Annotated in this window: 15 protein-coding genes; 11 read left to right on the forward strand and 4 right to left on the reverse strand. The window is 69.4% G+C overall.

Annotated features, from left to right (window positions below; genetic code table 11):
• Positions 1–328 (forward strand): transposase (locus BM070_RS04970; protein WP_139222768.1); only part of this gene is annotated, 328 nt, incomplete at its 5' end.
• Between the two features lie 27 nt (positions 329–355).
• Here the strand turns inward: BM070_RS04970 and BM070_RS04975 are convergent.
• The 4 genes from BM070_RS04975 to BM070_RS04990 all read right to left on the reverse strand — a co-directional run bounded on the left by BM070_RS04975 (position 356) and on the right by BM070_RS04990 (position 4,097).
• Positions 356–1,639 (reverse strand): TRAP transporter large permease, encoded by a 1,284-nt coding sequence (locus tag BM070_RS04975; RefSeq protein ID WP_092938173.1) that lies wholly within the window; start codon positions 1,637–1,639, stop codon positions 356–358.
• A 36-nt stretch (positions 1,640–1,675) separates the two neighbouring features.
• Complete coding sequence (locus BM070_RS04980; protein WP_092938175.1) at positions 1,676–2,191, reverse strand: TRAP transporter small permease; 516 nt, start codon at positions 2,189–2,191, stop codon at positions 1,676–1,678.
• A 100-nt stretch (positions 2,192–2,291) separates the two neighbouring features.
• Positions 2,292–3,290: a TRAP transporter substrate-binding protein gene (locus tag BM070_RS04985; RefSeq protein WP_092938177.1), complete on the reverse strand. Its 999-nt coding sequence runs from the start codon at positions 3,288–3,290 to the stop codon at positions 2,292–2,294.
• A gap of 249 nt (positions 3,291–3,539) precedes the next feature.
• The gene (locus BM070_RS04990; RefSeq protein ID WP_092938179.1) at positions 3,540–4,097 is read right to left on the reverse strand and encodes an HNH endonuclease; all 558 of its coding nucleotides are present in this window, start codon (positions 4,095–4,097) and stop codon (positions 3,540–3,542) included.
• Positions 4,098–4,303: 206 nt separating this feature from the next.
• Here BM070_RS04990 and BM070_RS04995 point away from each other — a divergent pair, with 206 nt between their 5' ends.
• The 10 genes from BM070_RS04995 to BM070_RS05040 all read left to right on the forward strand — a co-directional run bounded on the left by BM070_RS04995 (position 4,304) and on the right by BM070_RS05040 (position 16,681).
• A complete protein-coding gene (locus BM070_RS04995; protein WP_092938181.1) occupies positions 4,304–5,344 on the forward strand; it encodes a bifunctional riboflavin kinase/FAD synthetase in 1,041 nt (346 codons plus the stop codon).
• A 114-nt stretch (positions 5,345–5,458) separates the two neighbouring features.
• Positions 5,459–8,338: an isoleucine--tRNA ligase gene (gene ileS, locus BM070_RS05000; RefSeq protein ID WP_092938183.1), complete on the forward strand. Its 2,880-nt coding sequence runs from the start codon at positions 5,459–5,461 to the stop codon at positions 8,336–8,338.
• Positions 8,339–8,851, forward strand: a complete 513-nt coding sequence (lspA, locus tag BM070_RS05005) for a signal peptidase II (RefSeq protein WP_092938185.1) — start codon at positions 8,339–8,341, stop codon at positions 8,849–8,851.
• 161 nt (positions 8,852–9,012) lie between these two features.
• Complete coding sequence (locus BM070_RS05010; RefSeq protein ID WP_092938187.1) at positions 9,013–10,020, forward strand: LacI family DNA-binding transcriptional regulator; 1,008 nt, start codon at positions 9,013–9,015, stop codon at positions 10,018–10,020.
• Positions 10,021–10,103: 83 nt separating this feature from the next.
• Complete coding sequence (locus tag BM070_RS05015) at positions 10,104–11,105, forward strand: ABC transporter substrate-binding protein (RefSeq protein ID WP_434803171.1); 1,002 nt, start codon at positions 10,104–10,106, stop codon at positions 11,103–11,105.
• Entirely contained in the window at positions 11,102–11,926 is an 825-nt protein-coding gene (locus BM070_RS05020; RefSeq protein WP_092938191.1) for an ABC transporter permease, read from the forward strand. Before BM070_RS05015 ends, BM070_RS05020 begins: the two co-directional genes overlap by 4 nt.
• Positions 11,927–11,938: 12 nt before the next feature.
• Positions 11,939–12,736, forward strand: a complete 798-nt coding sequence (locus BM070_RS05025; RefSeq protein ID WP_092938193.1) for an ABC transporter permease — start codon at positions 11,939–11,941, stop codon at positions 12,734–12,736.
• A complete protein-coding gene (locus BM070_RS05030; protein ID WP_092938195.1) occupies positions 12,726–13,805 on the forward strand; it encodes an ABC transporter ATP-binding protein in 1,080 nt (359 codons plus the stop codon). The genes BM070_RS05025 and BM070_RS05030 overlap by 11 nt, the downstream gene beginning before the upstream one ends.
• Positions 13,806–13,808: 3 nt before the next feature.
• Complete coding sequence (locus tag BM070_RS05035) at positions 13,809–14,651, forward strand: phosphodiesterase (protein WP_092938197.1); 843 nt, start codon at positions 13,809–13,811, stop codon at positions 14,649–14,651.
• 362 nt (positions 14,652–15,013) lie between these two features.
• Positions 15,014–16,681, forward strand: coding sequence for a Na/Pi cotransporter family protein (locus BM070_RS05040; protein ID WP_092938199.1), 1,668 nt, complete (start codon positions 15,014–15,016; stop codon positions 16,679–16,681).
• Positions 16,682–16,772: the final 91 nt, after the last annotated feature.

Below are 16,772 nucleotides of genomic sequence, written 5' to 3' on the forward strand. Positions count from 1 at the left end.
GACGGACCGCAAAGGAGCCTTGCAGGCGCTGCAGCGCTGCCGACCTGCGCTGGGCAGGGTGCGAAGCCTGCTGTGCGACAGCGGCTACGTGGGCAAGCCGTTCGCCCTGGGCGTGCAAGAGATCCTGGGCGAGCACGTCACCGTTCAGATCGCCAAGCGAAGCGAGTTGCACGCGTTCAAGGTGATGCCTCAGCGCTGGGTGGTGGAGCGCAGCTTTGCCTGGTTGGACAAGAACAGGCGTTTATGGAAGAACTGCGAGAGGTCGCTCAACACCAGCTTGCAGTTCGTCCACTTGGCATTCTTGGCTTTGCTGTGTCGAAGATCGTAAACAGGTTCTTAGATCGTGAACACGTTCCTAGAACCCCAGCGCGTGCGGCAGCCAGGTGGAAATGGCCGGCACGAAGGTCAGCAGGATCAGCACCACCAGATGCGCGACGAGGAACGGCGGCAGCTCGCGCGTGAGCGCCGCCAGCGGCACCTTGGTGGCCACCGAGGTGACGAACAGCAGCCCGCCCACGGGCGGCGTGATCATGCCCAGCGTGAGGTTGACGATCACCACCATGGCGAAGTGGATCGGGTCGATGCCCAGCGCGGCCGAGATGGGCGCGAGGATGGGCACCAGGATCATCACGCCCGGCAGCGGCTCCATGAAGATGCCGAAGAGCAGCAGCAGGATGTTGACCGCGATGAGGAAGGTGATGGGCGAGAGGTTCCAGCCCACGATGGTTTCGGCCAGCTGCTGCGGCACGCCTTCCACCGTGAGCACCCAGGCGAAGGCGGCAGAGGCCGCCACCACCAGCAGCACCGAGGCGGTGAGCAGCGCCGAGCGCGCGGCGATGTGGGGCAGCGCCTTCCACTCCAGCGTGCGGTAGATCCACTTGCCGCAGACCAGGGCGTAGAACACGGCCACCACCGAGGCCTCGGTCGGCGTGAAGATGCCGAAGCGGATGCCCACCAGGATCAGCACCACCAGCATCAGGGCCGGAATGGCGCGGATGCTGTTGGCGAGCATCTCCCGGCCGCTCGGGCGCGGCTCGCGCGAGCGGTAGTCGCGCTGCACGCACACGCGCCAGTTGACGATAGCCATGGCCACGGCGATGAGGATGCCCGGCGCGAAGCCGGCGATGAAGAGCGCGCCGACCGAGACCTGCTCGTCCTGCAGCGCGTAGATGATCATGATGATCGAGGGCGGAATGATGGGCCCGACGATGGCCGTGCTGGCCGTGAGCGCGGCGGCGTAGGCGCGCGAATAGCCCGCCTTGTCCATCATCTTGACCATCATCGAGCCCGGGCCCGCCGCATCAGCCAGGGCCGAGCCCGAGATGCCCGAGAACAGCGTGAGCGACAGGATGTTGGCGTGCCCCAGGCCCCCGCGCAGGTGGCCCACGAACTGGGCGGCGAAGCGCAGCAGCACCACGGTGAGCGCGCCGCCCGACATGATCTCGGCCGCGAGGATGAAGAAGGGCACGGCCATCAGCGGAAAGCTGTCGATGCCCGTGAACATCTCCTTGAAGACGATCAGCTGCGGATAGCGCCCGCCCACGAAGACCGCGATGGCGGCCGACATGGCCAGCGCGAACGCGACGGGAAAGCCCAGCGCCATCAGCACGACGGCGGCGATGAAAAGGGTGATGGCCATGGCGTCAGTTCCTTGTGCGTGTTCTGCGGCGGGCCATCAGAGGGAGGCCGCCGATTCGGCGTCCATCTCGTCGGATTCGACGTAGCGGCCATCGCGGATGTAGCCGCGCGCCATGAAGAGCAGGTGCACGAAGAGCAGCACGAAGCCCGCCGGCATGGCCGCGTAGATCCAGGCGAAGGGGATGTCGGTGGCCGGAGTGGTCTGGAAGCGCGTGGCCCAGACGTACTGCACCGAGAACCAGGCCATCACCAGGAAGAAGGCGCCCAGCGCCAGCACGATGAAGCCGCGCAGCACGCGCGCGCCGCGCTCGCCCAGCAGCTGGTGCAGGTTGTCGATGGCCACATGGCCGCCGAAGCGCAGCACCAGTCCGGCGCCCAGGAAGGTGCACCAGATCATCAGGTGGCGCGCCACCTCTTCGGCCCAGACGATGGAGTCGCCCGTGGTGTAGCGCAGCACCACGTTGGCGAAGACGATGCAGGCCATGGCCAGCAGCAGGAGGATGAGCAGCCAGCGGTTGCCGGCGACCAGGGCGCGCTCGAAGCGTGAAAGCATGGTGGTGACGAGGGGTCTGGAAAAGACAAAGCCCGGACACGCCGGGCACAGGGGAACGGATCTGCGGCGCAGGCCGGCGGCCGACGCCGCCGCGGGCCCATCACTTCACGCTGGCGATCTGGTCCAGCGTCTTCTGGCCGAACTTGGTGGCGTACTGCTTGTAGGCCGGCTCCAGCGCCTTCTGGAAGGCGCCCTTGTCCACCGACTCCACGACCTGCATGCCGGCCGCCTTGACCTCGGCCAGGCCCTTCTGCTCCACGTCGTCCACGAACTTGCGCGAGGCCAGCGCGCCGGCCTTGGCGCCCTGCGTGAAGGCGGCCTTCTGCGCATCGGAGAGGCCCGCCCAGAAGTTGGGCGACACGATCAGGGCCATGGGCGCATAGACGTGGCCGGTGAGCGTGAGGTACTTCTGCACCTGCGGCAGCTTGGCCGAGACGATCACCGACATGGGGTTCTCCTGACCGTCGATCGTGCCCTGCTGCAGCGCGCCGATCACCTCGGGCCAGGCCATGGGCGTGGGCGAGGCGCCCAGCGTGCGGAAGGCGGTGATGTGGACCGGGTTCTCGGTCACGCGGATCTTCAGGCCCTTCAGGTCGGCGGGCGTCTTCACCGGGTGCTTGTTGTTGGTCAGGTGGCGAAAGCCCTGCTCGCCCCAGGCCAGCGCGATCAGGCCGCGCTTCTGGAACTTGCCCAGCAGTTCCTGGCCGAAGGGGCCGTCGAGCACCGCGCGGGCATGGGCCGTGTCGCGAAAGAGGAAGGGGATGTCCACCACGCCCACGTCGGGCACGAAGTTGCTGAGGGCGCCGGTGGAGACGATCACGGCTTCGACCGTGCCCAGCTGCAGGCCCTCGATCAGCTCGCGCTCGCCGCCCAGGGCGCTGGAGGGGAAGTGCTTGAACTTCACCGCGCCGTTGGTGGCCTTCTCGACCGAATCCGACCAGGCCTGGGCCGCCGCGCCGTAGTGCGAATTGACGGCCAGCGCATAGCCGAGCTTGACCTCCTTGGCCTGCTGGGCGAAGGCGGAAACGGCGGGCAGGCCGGCCAGCGCGGCAGCGGAAACGGTGGCCAGGGCCAGGCGGCGGGAAACGGCAGTGCGCATGGAATCGATCCGATCGGAGAAAAGACGAAAAAAACGCCCCGTCACGGGGCGCGATGGCAGGAAAGGGATAGCCAAAAATTATCCCCCTAGCCCCGCGCTCTCCATGTACGGGAAACCACGCAGGCCGGGGCCGGGCTGCGGAATGCGGCAGAAGGCAGCGGAAGGCGGCGGATCGCCGCCTGGGAGTGCGGCAGGCCGCAGCGAGGAACGCGGGGCCGTGGGCCGTGGTCTGGCCCGGCCCCGATGCTGTCAGTCGAGCAGGCGGGACGACTTGGGAACGTGCGCCATCAGGAACTCCATCTGGTCCGCCAGGATGCGGCGGTTGCGCAGGATGAAGTCTTCCCACAGGCTGGGCACGTAGGGCGCATAGAGCAGGGGCATGTGGGCCTGCTCGGGCGTGCGCGGGCCCTTGCGGTGGTTGCAGGGGCGGCAGGCGGTGACCACGTTCATCCAGTGGTCCACGCCGTTGCGGGCGAAGGGCACGATGTGCTCGCGGGTCAGGTCTTCCTCGTGGAAGTGGCCGCCGCAGTAGGCGCAGACGTTGCGGTCGCGCGCGAAGAGCTTGCTGTTGGTGAGCGTGGGCTTGAGGTCGTACGGATTGATGGCCGGCACGCCCCGGGTGCCGATGATGCTGTTGACGGCGATCACCGACTGCTCGCCCGTGACGGCGTTGTGGCCGCCGCGGAACAGCGCGACCTGCGCGCCGGATTCCCAGCGCACCTCGCCGGCGGCGTAGTGGATCACCGCCTGCTCCAGCGAGATCCACGACTGGGGCAGCCCCTGGGCCGACAACTTCAAGACCTTCACAACACGCCTCCTGCTGAAATTCACAAGAATCGGAACGCTGATGTCTCGCGGTGGCCTGCCAAGCCACCCGGGGAGGCCGCAGAACGAAGCGCCGCAGCGTCATTCATCCAGCACATCCCTGGCGCACAATATACTCCTTTCATGACAAATTGGCGTCCAGCGCTTGTTGCGCCTGCGCTTAACGCTATCAAAAACAGAGCAAACGGATGAAGATCTTCCGCGGCTTCCAACACCCCGGCATCGCGCCGGCCTGCGCGCTCACCATCGGCAACTTCGATGGCGTGCATCGCGGCCATCAGGCCATGCTGGCGCTGCTCAACAGCGAGGCCGCGCACCGGGGCGTTCCCAGCTGCGTGCTCACCTTCGAGCCCCACCCGCGCGACTACTTCGCCGCCGCCCTGCAGCGGCCCGAGCTGGCCCCGGCCCGCATCGGCACGCTGCGCGACAAGCTGGCCGAGCTCGCCGCCTGCGGCGTGCAGCAGACGGTGGTGCTGCCCTTCAACGAAAGCCTGGCCCGCCAGCCCGCGCAGGGCTTCATCGACGAGGTGCTGGTGGGCGGCCTGGGCGCGCGCTACGTGCTGGTGGGCGACGACTTCCGCTTCGGCGCCCAGCGCGCGGGCGACTACGCCCTGCTGGACAAGGCCGGCCGCGAGCGCGGCTTCGACGTGGCGCGCATGAACAGCTACGAGGTGCACGGTCTGCGCGTATCCAGCTCGGCCGTGCGCGATGCGCTCGCGCGCGGCGACATGGAAGCCGCCGCCGCCTTGCTGGGCCGGCCCTACGCCATCAGCGGCCACGTGGTGCACGGCCGCAAGCTCGGGCGCGACCTGGGCGCCAGCCGCGCGGGCGCGGGCGACGGGTTCCGCACGCTGAACCTGCGCTTTTCGCACTGGAAACCCGCCGCCAGCGGCATCTTCGCGGTGCGCGTGCACGGCCTGGGCGACGCGCCCCTGCCCGGCGTGGCGAACCTGGGCGTGCGCCCCTCGCTCGACGCCAACGACGTCAACGGCGGCCGCGTGCTGCTGGAGACGCACTGCCTGCAGTGGCCCGCCCACCTGGGCCCGGAAGGGGCCTACGGTAAAATCGTCCGCGTGGAACTCCTGCTCAAACTGCACGACGAGCTGAAATACGACAGCTTCGACGCCCTGACCGCCGGCATCGCCAAGGACTGCGACGACGCGCGGGCGTTCTTCGCCGGCAGCACCCACGCCGAAACCCACCGCCAGACCACGCGCGACCGAATTTGACGATCGCCCACCGCCGCGGCCCGCGCTGCGGCGGCGCTGCCGAACGGCACACTGCCCCGCCCCTCTTCCCCCGCCTTCCGGGCAGCCGCCACGGAAAGCTCCCCAGGTCTTGCCATGTCCGAACAGAACCCCACCGCCTCCACCCCCGCCAACGGCACGGATTACCGCGCCACGCTGAACCTGCCCGACACCCCCTTCCCCATGCGCGGCGACCTGCCCAAGCGCGAGCCGGGCTGGGTGAAGGAATGGGATGAAAAAGGCATCTACAAGCGCCTGCGCGACGCCCGCCGGGGGGCTCCGAAGTTCATCCTGCACGACGGCCCGCCCTACGCCAACGGCCAGATCCACATCGGCCACGCGGTGAACAAGATCCTCAAGGACATGATCACCAAGGCGCGCCAGCTGGAAGGCTTCGACGCGCTCTACGCCCCGGGCTGGGACTGCCACGGCCTGCCGATCGAGAACGCCATCGAGAAGCTGCACGGCCGCAACCTGCCGCGCGACGAGATGCAGGCCAAGGGCCGCGCCTTCGCCACCGAGCAGATCGCCCAGCAGCTGGTGGACTTCCAGCGCCTGGGCGTGCTGGGCGAATGGGACCACCCCTACAAGACCATGAACTTCGCGAGCGAGGCCGGCGAGCTGCGCGCGCTCAAGAAGGTGATGGAACGCGGCTTCGTCTATCGCGGCCTGAAACCCGTCTATTGGTGCTTCGACTGCGGCTCCTCGCTGGCCGAGTTCGAGATCGAATACCAGGACAAGAAGAGCACCACGCTGGACGTGGCCTTCAAGGCGCACGACAACGCGAAGCTGGCCGCCGCCTTCGGCCTGCCCGCGCTGGAGAAAGACGCCTTCGTCGTCATCTGGACCACCACCGCCTGGACCATCCCCGCCAACCAGGCGCTGAACCTGAATCCCGAGATCAGCTACGCGCTGGTGGACACGGGCGAGCGCATCCTGCTCGTGGCCGAGCCGCTGGTGGCCGCCTGCCTGGAACGCTACGGCCTCGCCGGCAGCGTGATCGCCACCGCCCCGGGCAAGCAGCTCGCCGGGATGGAGTTCGAGCACCCGCTCTACGACGTGGCCAGCGATGACGGCAGCTACGGCTACCGGCGCCTCTCGCCCGTCTATCTGGCCGACTACGCCACGGCCGACGACGGCACCGGCATCGTGCATTCCTCGCCCGCCTACGGCCTGGACGACTTCAACTCCTGCGTGGCCCACGGCATGGCGCTGGACGAGATCCTCAACCCCGTGCAGGGCAACGGCACCTACGCGGCCGACTTCCCCCTCCTCGGCGGCCTGCACATCTGGAAGGCCGTGCCGGTCGTCATCGAGGCGCTGAAGAACGCCGGCCGCCTGATGGCCACCAAGGACATCACGCACAGCTACCCGCACTGCTGGCGCCACAAGACGCCGGTGATCTACCGCGCCGCCGCCCAGTGGTTCATCCGCATGGACGAAGGCGAAGGCGTGTTCACCGACCCGGCCCAGAAGCCCGCGCAGACCCTGCGCCAGATCGCGCTGGCCGCCATCGAGGAAACGAAGTTCTACCCCGAGAACGGCAAGTCCCGCCTGCGCGACATGATCGCCGGCCGGCCCGACTGGTGCATCTCGCGCCAGCGCAGCTGGGGCGTGCCCATCCCGTTCTTTTTGCACAAGGATTCGGGCGAGCTGCACCCGCGCACCATGGAGATCATGGACCAGGCCGCCGCCATCGTCGAAGCCGGCGGCATCGAGGCCTGGAGCCGCGTGACGGCCGAGGAGATCCTGGGCGCCGAAGATGCGGCCCACTACACCAAGAGCACCGACATCCTCGAAGTGTGGTTCGACTCCGGCTCCACCTTCTGGCACGTGCTGCGCGGCACGCACGCCGGCATGCACCACGACAGCGGCCCCGAGGCCGACCTGTACCTGGAAGGCCACGACCAGCACCGCGGCTGGTTCCATTCCTCGCTGCTGCTGGCCAGCGCCATCTTCGGCCGCGCGCCCTACCGCGGCCTGCTCACGCACGGCTTCACGGTGGACGGCCAGGGCAAGAAGATGAGCAAGTCGCTGGGCAACACCGTCTCGCCCCAGCAGGTGAGCGGCAAGCTGGGCGCCGAGATCATCCGCCTGTGGGTGGCCTCCACCGACTATTCGGGCGACCTGGGCATCGACGACAAGATCCTGGCCCGCGTGGTGGACGCCTACCGCCGCATCCGCAACACGCTGCGCTTCCTGCTGGCCAACGTGAGCGACTTCGACCCGGCGCAGGACGCCGTTCCGTTCGACCAGATGCTGGAGATCGACCGCTACGCGCTGACGCGCGCGGCCGAGTTCCAGGCCGACCTGCTGGCGCACTACCAGGTCTATGAGTTCCACCCCGTGGTCGCCAAGCTGCAGCTCTACTGCTCGGAAGACCTGGGCGGCTTCTACCTCGACGTGCTCAAGGACCGCCTCTACACCACGGCCCCCAAGAGCCTGGCGCGCCGCAGCGCCCAGACCGCGCTGCACCAGATCACGCACGCCATGCTGCGCTGGATGGCGCCCTTCCTCTCCTTCACGGCCGAAGAGGCCTGGAAGACCTTCGGCAGCTCCGAATCGATCTTCCTGGAGACCTACCGCCCCATCGCCGGCGCCGACGAAGGCCTGGCCGCCAAGTGGACGCGCATCCGCGCCATCCGCGACGTGGTGAACAAGGAGATCGAGGCGCTGCGCGCCACCGGCCAGGTGGGCTCGTCGCTGCAGACCAACCTGACGCTCACCGCCGCGCCGGAAGACCATGCGCTGCTGGCCAGCCTGGGCGACGACCTGAAGTTCGTGTTCATCACCTCCGCTATCGAACTGGTAGCAGGCGACGCGCTCTCCATCGGCGTCAAGGCCTCCTCCGACGCCAAGTGCGAGCGCTGCTGGCACTACCGCGCCGACGTGGGCCAGGACCCGGCCCACCCCACCATCTGCGGCCGTTGCGTGAGCAACCTCTACGGCAGCGGCGAACACCGGGAGCACGCATAAATGGCCCGCGCACCTTCCGCTTCCGCCGTCTCCGCCAAGGGCGGCTCGGTCTGGCCCTGGCTCGCCTGGGCCGTGCTGCTGCTGGTGGCCGACCAGTTCACCAAGACGCTGATCCTGGGCTACTACCGGCTGGGCGACGCCACCTACGTCACCAGCTTCTTCAACATCGTGCGGGCGCACAACACCGGCGCGGCGTTCTCGTTCCTGGCGGATGCGGGCGGCTGGCAGCGCTGGGCGTTCACCGGCATCGGCGTGGCGGCGGCGCTCTTCATCGTCTGGCAGCTGCGCGCCCATCCGGGGCAGAAGCTGTTCTGCTTCGCGCTCTCCAGCATCCTGGGCGGCGCCATCGGCAACGTGGTGGACCGCATGATGCATGGCTACGTGGTGGACTTCCTCGATGTGCACGCGCGCGGCTGGCACTTCCCGGCTTTCAACCTGGCCGATGCGGCCATCACGGTGGGGGCGATCTGCCTCATCGCCGATGAGCTGCTGCGGGTCAAGCGGTCGCGCTGACGCCGCCGCAAGGCCCCCAACCCCTGCTCCCCAGGCCCGCCGATCGCGGGCCTTTTTTTCGTCCGCGCCCCGGGCGGGGCCGCCCGCCATGTCATGAGGGCGTCACAGCGCTGCGCTTCAATGTAAACGTTTACATCACCCCGCAGACGAGGCATAGCCCCATGAGCATCCAGGAAGTGGCACGGCAGGCCGGCGTTTCGGTCGCCACCGTTTCACGCGTCTTCAACCTGCCCGACAAGGTCACGCCCGCCACCCGCGACCAGGTGCGCGAGGTGGCGCGCCAGCTCGGCTACTTGCCCAATGCCAGCGCCCGCACGCTGCGCACCCAGCGCAGCCGCGTGATCGGCGTGGTGCTGCCCACCCTGCTCAACCCGGTGTTCGCCGAAGCCTTCAGCGGCATCGCGCGCGCCGCGGCCCAGGCCGGCTACGCCATCCTGCCCTGCACCACCGACTACCGCGTGGCGCAGGAAGACCAGGCCGTGCAGCAGCTGCTGGCCGCCAATGTCGAAGGCATGGTGCTGGTGGTTTCCAGCCCCGAGACCTCCACCGCGCTGCAGCGGCTGGCCGAAGCCGGCCTGCCCTACGTGCTGGCCTACAACCGCCATGCGGCCCACCCCTGCGTGTCGGTGGACAGCGAGCAGGCCGTGGCCGATCTGGTGGCGCGCCTGGCAGGCCTGGGCCACCGGCGCATCGCCATGGTGAGCGGGCAGCTGGCCGCCTCCGACCGGGCGCAGCAGCGCTGCCGGGGCTTCCAGCGCGGCATGGCCGCCGCCGGTCTGGGCCTGGGCACGGTGCTGGAAGTGCCCTTCGTCGAGACCGCCGTCAGCGAGATCGCCGCTCGGCTGCAGGCGCCCGGGCGGCCCACGGCACTGGTCTGCTCCAACGACCTGCTGGCCATCCGCAGCCTGCGCGCGGCGCACCTGGCGGGCCTGGCCGTGCCTGCGCAGATCAGCATCACCGGCTTCGACGGCATCGCGCTGGGGCAGGACCTCACGCCCACGCTCAGCACCATCGCCCAGCCCAATGCCGACATCGGCCAGCGCAGCGTGGAGCTGCTGGTGCAGGCGCTGCAGCCCGGCGCCGAGCCGCTGCGGCCCGCAGCCAGCCTGACGCTGCCGCACCACTTCCGCGAAGGCGAATCCTGCGCCGCCGCGATGGCGGGCAGCTAGCGCCTTGCGCCGCCCTCTTTTTCCGCTTTGTCCCCCTCTCCCGTTCCTTCCCTTTCAGGAGTCTTTCCATGCAACACCGTTTGATGCGTATCGCCCGCCACACGGCCCTGGCCCTGGGCCTGGCCGCCAGCGCTGCCGCCGCCCTGGCACAGACCGCCATCTGCTACAACTGCCCGCCCGAATGGGCCGACTGGGGCACGCAGCTCAAGGCCATCAAGGCCAAGACGGGCGTCACGGTGCCGCCCGACAACAAGAACTCCGGCCAGTCGCTGGCGCAGCTCTCTGCCGAGCGGGCCAGCCCCGTGGCCGACGTGACCTACCTGGGCGTCACCTTCGCCATCCAGGCGCAGAAGGACGGCCTGCTGGGCACCTACCAGCCCGCCCACTGGCAGGACATTCCCGACGGCATGAAGGACCCGGCCGGCCACTGGTTCACCATCCACTCGGGCACGCTGGGCTTCATGGTCAACGTCGATGCGCTCAAGGGCAAGCCGGTCCCGAAGTCGTGGGCCGACCTGCTCAAGCCCGAATACAAGGGCCTGATCGGCTACCTGGACCCGGCCTCGGCCTTCGTGGGCTATGTGGGCGCGGTGGCGGCCAACCAGGCGCGCGGCGGCACGCTGGATAACTTCGGCCCCGGCATCGACTACTTCAAGGCGCTGCAGAAGAACGACCCCATCGTGCCCAAGCAGACCGCCTACGCCCGCGTGCTCTCGGGCGAGATCGCCATCCTGCTGGACTACGACTTCAACGCCTACCGCGCCAAGTACAAGGACGGCGCCAACGTGCAGTTCGTGATCCCCGCCGAAGGCACGGTGGCCGTGCCCTACGTGATGGGCCTGGTCGCCAAGGCGCCCCATGCCGCCGACGCCAAGAAGGTGCTGGACTTCGTGCTCTCCGACGAAGGCCAGGCCATCTGGGCCAAGGCCTATCTGCGCCCGGTGCGCGCCGCCGCCATGCCCGCCGACGTGCAGGCCCGCTTCCTGCCCGCCAGCGAATACGCCCGCGCCAGGACGGTGGACTACGGCCGCATGGCCGCCGTGCAGAAGGCGTTCTCCGACCGCTACCTGCAGGAAGTGAAATGAGCGCAGGCCACGGCGGTTTCGCCCCCTCGCGCGCCCTGCTGGCTGCGTGCGCTGCGCCGGCCGTGGCGTTCTTCGCGGCCTTCTGGCTGCTGCCCACGGCCCTGCTGCTGGCGCTGCCGGCGCGCCAGGGCTGGGCGACGTATTTCGCGGTGCTGACCAACGGCCGCTACCTGCAGAGCCTGCTGCAGACGCTGGGCCTGTCGCTCGCCGTCACGCTGGCCACGCTGGTGCTGGGCGCGCTGGTGGGCATCACGCTGGCGCGCCAGCGCTTTCCCGGCCGGCAGCTGCTGCTGTCGCTGCTGACGCTGCCGCTCTCGTTCCCCGGCGTGATCGTGGGCTTCTTCATGATCCTGCTGGGCGGGCGCCAGGGCACGCTGGCGGGGCTCACCGATGCGCTGGGCCTGGGCCGCATCACCTTCGCCTACGGCCTGCTGGGCCTGTTCCTGGCCTACCTCTACTTCTCGCTGCCGCGCGCCATCGCCACCTACACGGCGGCGGCCGGCGCCATGGAGGCGCAGCTCGAAGAGGCCGCCCGCTCGCTCGGCGCCTCGCGCTGGCGCGTGGCGCGCGACGTGTGGATGCCTGCGCTCGCGCCCACCACGCTGGCCTGCGGCGCCATCGTGTTCGCCACCGCCATGGGCGCCTTCGGCACGGCCTTCACGCTGTCGGCCAAGTTCGAGGTGCTGCCCATCACCATCTACGACGAATTCACCAACTACGCCAACTTCGCGCTGGCGGCCAGCCTGTCGATCGCGCTGGGGCTCATCACCTGGCTGGTGCTCTGGCTCTCGCGCCGCTGGGCCGGCACGTCCGCCTTCTGAGAGAGAGCCACGATGAGAAACGCAAGACAGGCGCCCTGGGCGCTGGTGGCCCTCACCGCGCTGGTGGCCCTCTTCATGGCCGCGCCCATCGCCCTTTCGGTGATGGCCGGGCTGGTCAACAACTACAGCGTGGGCCTGCAAAGCGGCTTCACGCTGCGCTGGCTGGGCGAGGTGTGGGAGAACTACGGCAGCACCGTGACCTGGTCGCTCACCCTCGCGCTGCTGTGCGTGGCGGGCAACCTGCTGCTGGGCGTGCCCTGCGCCTATGCGCTGGCGCGCAGCCGCTCGCGCTGGGCGCGGCTCTTCGAGGAGCTGCTGACCCTGCCCGTGGCGGTGCCGGGCCTGGCCAGCGCGCTGGCGCTGATCCTGGCCTACGGGCAGCTGTCGAGCTTCCGCCAGAGCTTCGCCTTCATCCTGGTCGGGCACATGATCTTCACCCTGCCCTTCATGGTGCGCACCGTGGGCTCGGCCTTCCAGAAGGACGAGCTGCGCTCGCTCGAAGAGGCCGCGCGCTCGCTGGGCGCGGGCTTTGCGCAGCGCTTCCTGGGCGTGCTGGTGCCGGCGGTGCTGCCGGCCATCGTGGCGGGCAGCCTGATGGTGTTCACGCTCTCGGTGGGCGAATTCAACCTCACATGGATGCTGCACACCCCGCTCACCCGCACCCTGCCCGTGGGGCTGGCCGACAGCTACGCCTCCATGCGCATCGAGGTCGGCTCGGCCTACACCCTCGTCTTCCTGCTCGTCATCCTGCCCGTGCTCTGGGGCCTGCAGGCCGTCGGCAACTTCATCGAAAAACACCATGGCACTTGAACTCGAACGCACGCGCGTGGACATCGTCCAGTGCGCCAAGACCTATGCCGGCGGCGCGCGCGGCCTGCATCCCACCGACCTGGCCGTGGAGCCCGGCGAGGTGCTGGCCCTGCTGGGCCCCTCGGGCTGCGGCAAGACCACGCTGCTGCGCCTGATCGCCGGGCTGGAGGCGCCCGACGCCGGCAGCCGCATCGCCTTCGGCGGCACCGACGTGACGCAGCTGCCCATCGAGCGGCGCGGCGTGGGCATGGTGTTCCAGCACTACGCGCTGTTTCCGCAGATGACGGTGGAGGGCAACATCGGCTATGGCCTGAAGATCCGCGGCGTGCCCGAGGCCGAGCGCCGCCGCACGGTGGGCGAACTGATCGACTTGGTGCGCCTCACCGGCCTGGAGAAGCGCCGCCCGGCGGAGCTTTCCGGCGGCCAGCGCCAGCGCGTGGCCCTGGCCCGCGCCGTGGCCGTGCGCCCGCGCGTGCTGCTGCTGGACGAGCCCCTCACGGCGCTGGACGCCAAGCTCAAGGAGTCGCTGCGCGATGAACTCGCCGAGCTGCTGCGCCGCCTGCACATCACCGCCATCCACGTCACGCACGACCAGCAGGAGGCCCTCGCCATCGCCGACCGCCTGGCCGTGATGCAGGCCGGCCGCATCGTGCAGGTGGGCGACGGCGAGACGCTCTACCGCACGCCCGCCCACCCCTTCGTGGCCTCGTTCCTGGGCCGGGTGAACCGGCTCGCGCGGCCCACCGCGGGGCGGCACAGCTGCATCGACCTGGGCGGGCTGGAACTGCCCGTGCCGCCCGGCCCGGCCTGCAGCGCCTGGCTGGTGCGCCCGGAAGACGTGGAGGTCGAACCCACCGTGCTCGGCCAGCCCGGCTGGGGCCATGCCGACGTGACGCACCGCAGCTTTCTGGGCGACCGCGTGCAGCTCACGCTGGAAGTGCCCGGCCAGGCCCCGCTGCGCGCCGACGTGGCCCGCGACCATGCCGCCCGGGCCGGCGACACGGTCGCCATCCGCATCGCCCCGCACCGCCTCATGCCCCTGAACGACGAAGCCCACGCCGCTGCCTGACCCATGACCGCACCCGCACCCCACACCCTCCTGCTGCAGCTTTCCGACCTGCACATCCGCGAACCCGGCCGCCTGGCCTATGGCCGCATCGACACCGCGCCCTATCTGCGCGAGGCCGTGGCCAGCATCGGCCGCCTGCCGCAGCGGCCCGATGCCGTGGTCATCACCGGCGACCTGACCGACTTCGGCCGCGCCGCCGAATACGACCACCTGCGCGCGCTGCTGGCACCGCTCGCGCCCCTGCCCATCTACCTGCTGCCCGGCAACCACGACGAGCGCCAGCAGCTGCGCGCGAGCTTTCCCGAGCACGCCTGGCTGGGCACCGAAGGCTTCGTGCAGTACAGCGTGCCGGTGGGCGCGATGCAGCTCATCGCGCTCGACACCGTGGTGCCCGGCGCGAGCGAAGGCAGCCTCTGCGCCGAACGGCTGGAGTGGCTGGCCGCGCAGCTCGATGCGCACCGCGACCGCCCGGTGGTCATCGCCATGCACCACCCGCCCTTTCGCACGCTGATCGGCCACATGGACGAGATCGGCCTGCTGCAGGGCGCGGACGAGCTCGAAGCCCTGGTGGCCCGCCACCCCAACGTGGAGCGCGTGATCTGCGGCCACCTGCACCGCAGCATCCAGGTGCGCTTCGGCGGCAGCCTGGCGCTCACCGTGCCCTCGCCCGCCCACCAGGTCTGCCTGGACCTGGCGCCCGACGCGCCCTCGGCCTGGACGCTGGAGCCGCCCGGCTACGCCGTGCATGCGCTGCCGGCCGGCGGGCGGCTGGTCTCGCACCTGGCGGCCAGCGGGCGCTACGAAGGGCCGTATCCGTTCCACGACGGCGGGCAGCTGATCGACTGAAGTGGCGGCGGCGCCGTGGATACGCTCATCTTTTAATAGCATAAGGCGCTTAATTCACCTGGGCTGCAGGCACTTTCAGCCCCAGAAAAGCCCGGCGCCCCGCCACACCGGCCACGCGCACGGCCGGGCTTCATCGGCGCAGGACTACGCCGCCGCGCCCGCATCGGGCGCATCATTCCGCCCCCGGCCCGTGCCTGGCCGCCATCGCCGCACCGGGCGCCAGCCCGCCCCGCAGGCGGGGGGTGCGCTATCGAATCAGGAGTATGCTGCACCCATGGCGCGGCCCCCCTTTTTCAGGGCATGGCCGTGCGTCGCATTCTCCGGTGGAGGGTTGGTAGCTTGGCGGGTCCGTTCTTTCGTCCATGAAGCATCTGTTGAATCTGCTGGCAGCCGTGGCGCTGCTCGTCTGGGGTACGCACCTGGTGCGTACCGGCGTGCTGCGCGTGTTCGGCGCCAACCTGCGCAGCATGCTGGCGCGCAGCATGGGCAACCGCTTCTCGGCCGCGCTCTCGGGCATGGGCGTGACGGCGCTGGTGCAGTCCAGCACCGCCACCTCGCTGATGACCTCGTCTTTCGTGGGCCAGGGCCTCATCACCCTGCCGGCCGCGCTGGCCGTGATGCGCGGGGCCGACGTGGGCACCGCGCTCATGTCGGTGCTGTTCTCGTTCGACCTGTCGTGGCTGTCGCCGCTCTTCATCTTCGTGGGCGTGGTGCTGTTCATCACGCGCCAGGCCAGCACCGCCGGCCGCGTGGGCCGCGTGCTCATCGGCCTGGGCCTGATGCTGCTGGCGCTGGAGATGGTGGTGCAGGCCAGCGGCCCCATGCTGGCCTCGCCCATCATCCGCGCCATGCTGGGCTCGCTCAACAGCGACATCGTGCTCGAAGTCTTCATGGGCGCGCTGCTGGCGGTGCTGGCCTATTCCAGCCTCGCCATCGTGCTGCTGATCGCGGCCATGGCCGCCTCCAGCGTGGTGCCGCTGGACGTGGCGCTGGGCCTGGTGCTGGGCGCCAACCTGGGCAGCGGCCTGCTGGCGGTGCTGACCACGGCCAAGTCGGCGGTCGAGGTGCGCCAGGTCACCGTGGGCAACCTGGCCTTCAAGCTCATGGGCGTGCTGCTGGTGGCGCCCTTCACCGGGCTCTGGATACGCCACGTCCACCCGCTGCTGCCCGGCATGGCGCAGGGCGTGGTGCTGTTCCACCTGGCCTTCAACGTGGTCATCAGCCTGGGCTTCATCGCCTTCACGCAATGGGTGGCGCACTGGGTCACGCGGCTGCTGCCCAAGCCGGCCGGCGCGCAGAGCCTGCGCCCGCAGCACCTGGACCCGTCCGCGCTCAGCACCCCGTCGCTGGCCATCGCCTGCGCCACGCGCGAGGCGCTCTACCAGGCCGACGTGGTCGAGACCATGCTGGCCGGCGTGATGGACGTGATCCGCCGCAACGACCTGCAGCAGGCCGAGCGCCTGCGCAAGATGGACGACGAGGTGGACGAGCTGTATTCGTCCATCAAGTACTACCTGACCAAGATCTCCCGCGAGGCGCTGGGCGAGGAAGAAAGCCGGCGCTGGACCGACATCATCAGCTTCACCATCAACATGGAGCAGGTGGGCGACGTGATCGAGCGCGTGCTGATCGACATCGAGGACAAGAAGATCAAGAAGGGCCGCCAGTTCTCCGAAGCCGGCATGGCCGAGATCACCGAGCTGCACCAGCGCCTGGTGGGCAACCTGCGCCTTGGCATGAGCGTGTTCCTCAACGGCAACGTGCGCGACGCGCAGAAGCTGCTGGAAGAGAAAGCCCGCTTCCGCGACCTGGAGCGCGCCTACGCCGCCACCCATCTGGTGCGCCTGGCGGACAAGACCGTCCACAGCATGGAGACCAGTTCGCTGCACATCGACCTCATCAGCGAACTGAAGCGCATCAACTCGCACATCTGCTCCATCGCCTATCCCATCCTGGATTCGGCGGGTGCCCTGGCGCCGAGCCGGCTGCGCACGGCCGGCGCACCGCAGGATGCCGGGCCCGCGGGCTGAAAACCGCGCCTCCCGCCTACCCCGGCGGGTGCCGGGATGGGTGCAAGGTAAGGCTTCTTTCCAAGCCGTCCCCCTTGCCCCAGGAGCCGCC

Source organism: Paracidovorax wautersii, from assembly GCF_900113035.1.
GTDB lineage: Bacteria > Pseudomonadota > Gammaproteobacteria > Burkholderiales > Burkholderiaceae_C > Paracidovorax > Paracidovorax wautersii.

What these genes read in the sequence shown, in the direction of transcription:
- BM070_RS04975 (WP_092938173.1), bottom strand. Translation starts at nt 1,639, where the DNA reads ATGGCCATCACCCTTTTCATCGCCGCCGTCGTGCTGATGGCGCTGGGC.
- BM070_RS04980 (WP_092938175.1), bottom strand. Translation starts at nt 2,191, where the DNA reads ATGCTTTCACGCTTCGAGCGCGCCCTGGTCGCCGGCAACCGCTGGCTG.
- BM070_RS04985 (WP_092938177.1), bottom strand. Translation starts at nt 3,290, where the DNA reads ATGCGCACTGCCGTTTCCCGCCGCCTGGCCCTGGCCACCGTTTCCGCT.
- BM070_RS04995 (WP_092938181.1), top strand. Translation starts at nt 4,304, where the DNA reads ATGAAGATCTTCCGCGGCTTCCAACACCCCGGCATCGCGCCGGCCTGC.
- ileS (WP_092938183.1), top strand. Translation starts at nt 5,459, where the DNA reads ATGTCCGAACAGAACCCCACCGCCTCCACCCCCGCCAACGGCACGGAT.
- lspA (WP_092938185.1), top strand. Translation starts at nt 8,339, where the DNA reads ATGGCCCGCGCACCTTCCGCTTCCGCCGTCTCCGCCAAGGGCGGCTCG.
- BM070_RS05010 (WP_092938187.1), top strand. Translation starts at nt 9,013, where the DNA reads ATGAGCATCCAGGAAGTGGCACGGCAGGCCGGCGTTTCGGTCGCCACC.
- BM070_RS05015 (WP_434803171.1), top strand. Translation starts at nt 10,104, where the DNA reads ATGCGTATCGCCCGCCACACGGCCCTGGCCCTGGGCCTGGCCGCCAGC.
- BM070_RS05020 (WP_092938191.1), top strand. Translation starts at nt 11,102, where the DNA reads ATGAGCGCAGGCCACGGCGGTTTCGCCCCCTCGCGCGCCCTGCTGGCT.
- BM070_RS05025 (WP_092938193.1), top strand. Translation starts at nt 11,939, where the DNA reads ATGAGAAACGCAAGACAGGCGCCCTGGGCGCTGGTGGCCCTCACCGCG.
- BM070_RS05030 (WP_092938195.1), top strand. Translation starts at nt 12,726, where the DNA reads ATGGCACTTGAACTCGAACGCACGCGCGTGGACATCGTCCAGTGCGCC.
- BM070_RS05035 (WP_092938197.1), top strand. Translation starts at nt 13,809, where the DNA reads ATGACCGCACCCGCACCCCACACCCTCCTGCTGCAGCTTTCCGACCTG.
- BM070_RS05040 (WP_092938199.1), top strand. Translation starts at nt 15,014, where the DNA reads ATGAAGCATCTGTTGAATCTGCTGGCAGCCGTGGCGCTGCTCGTCTGG.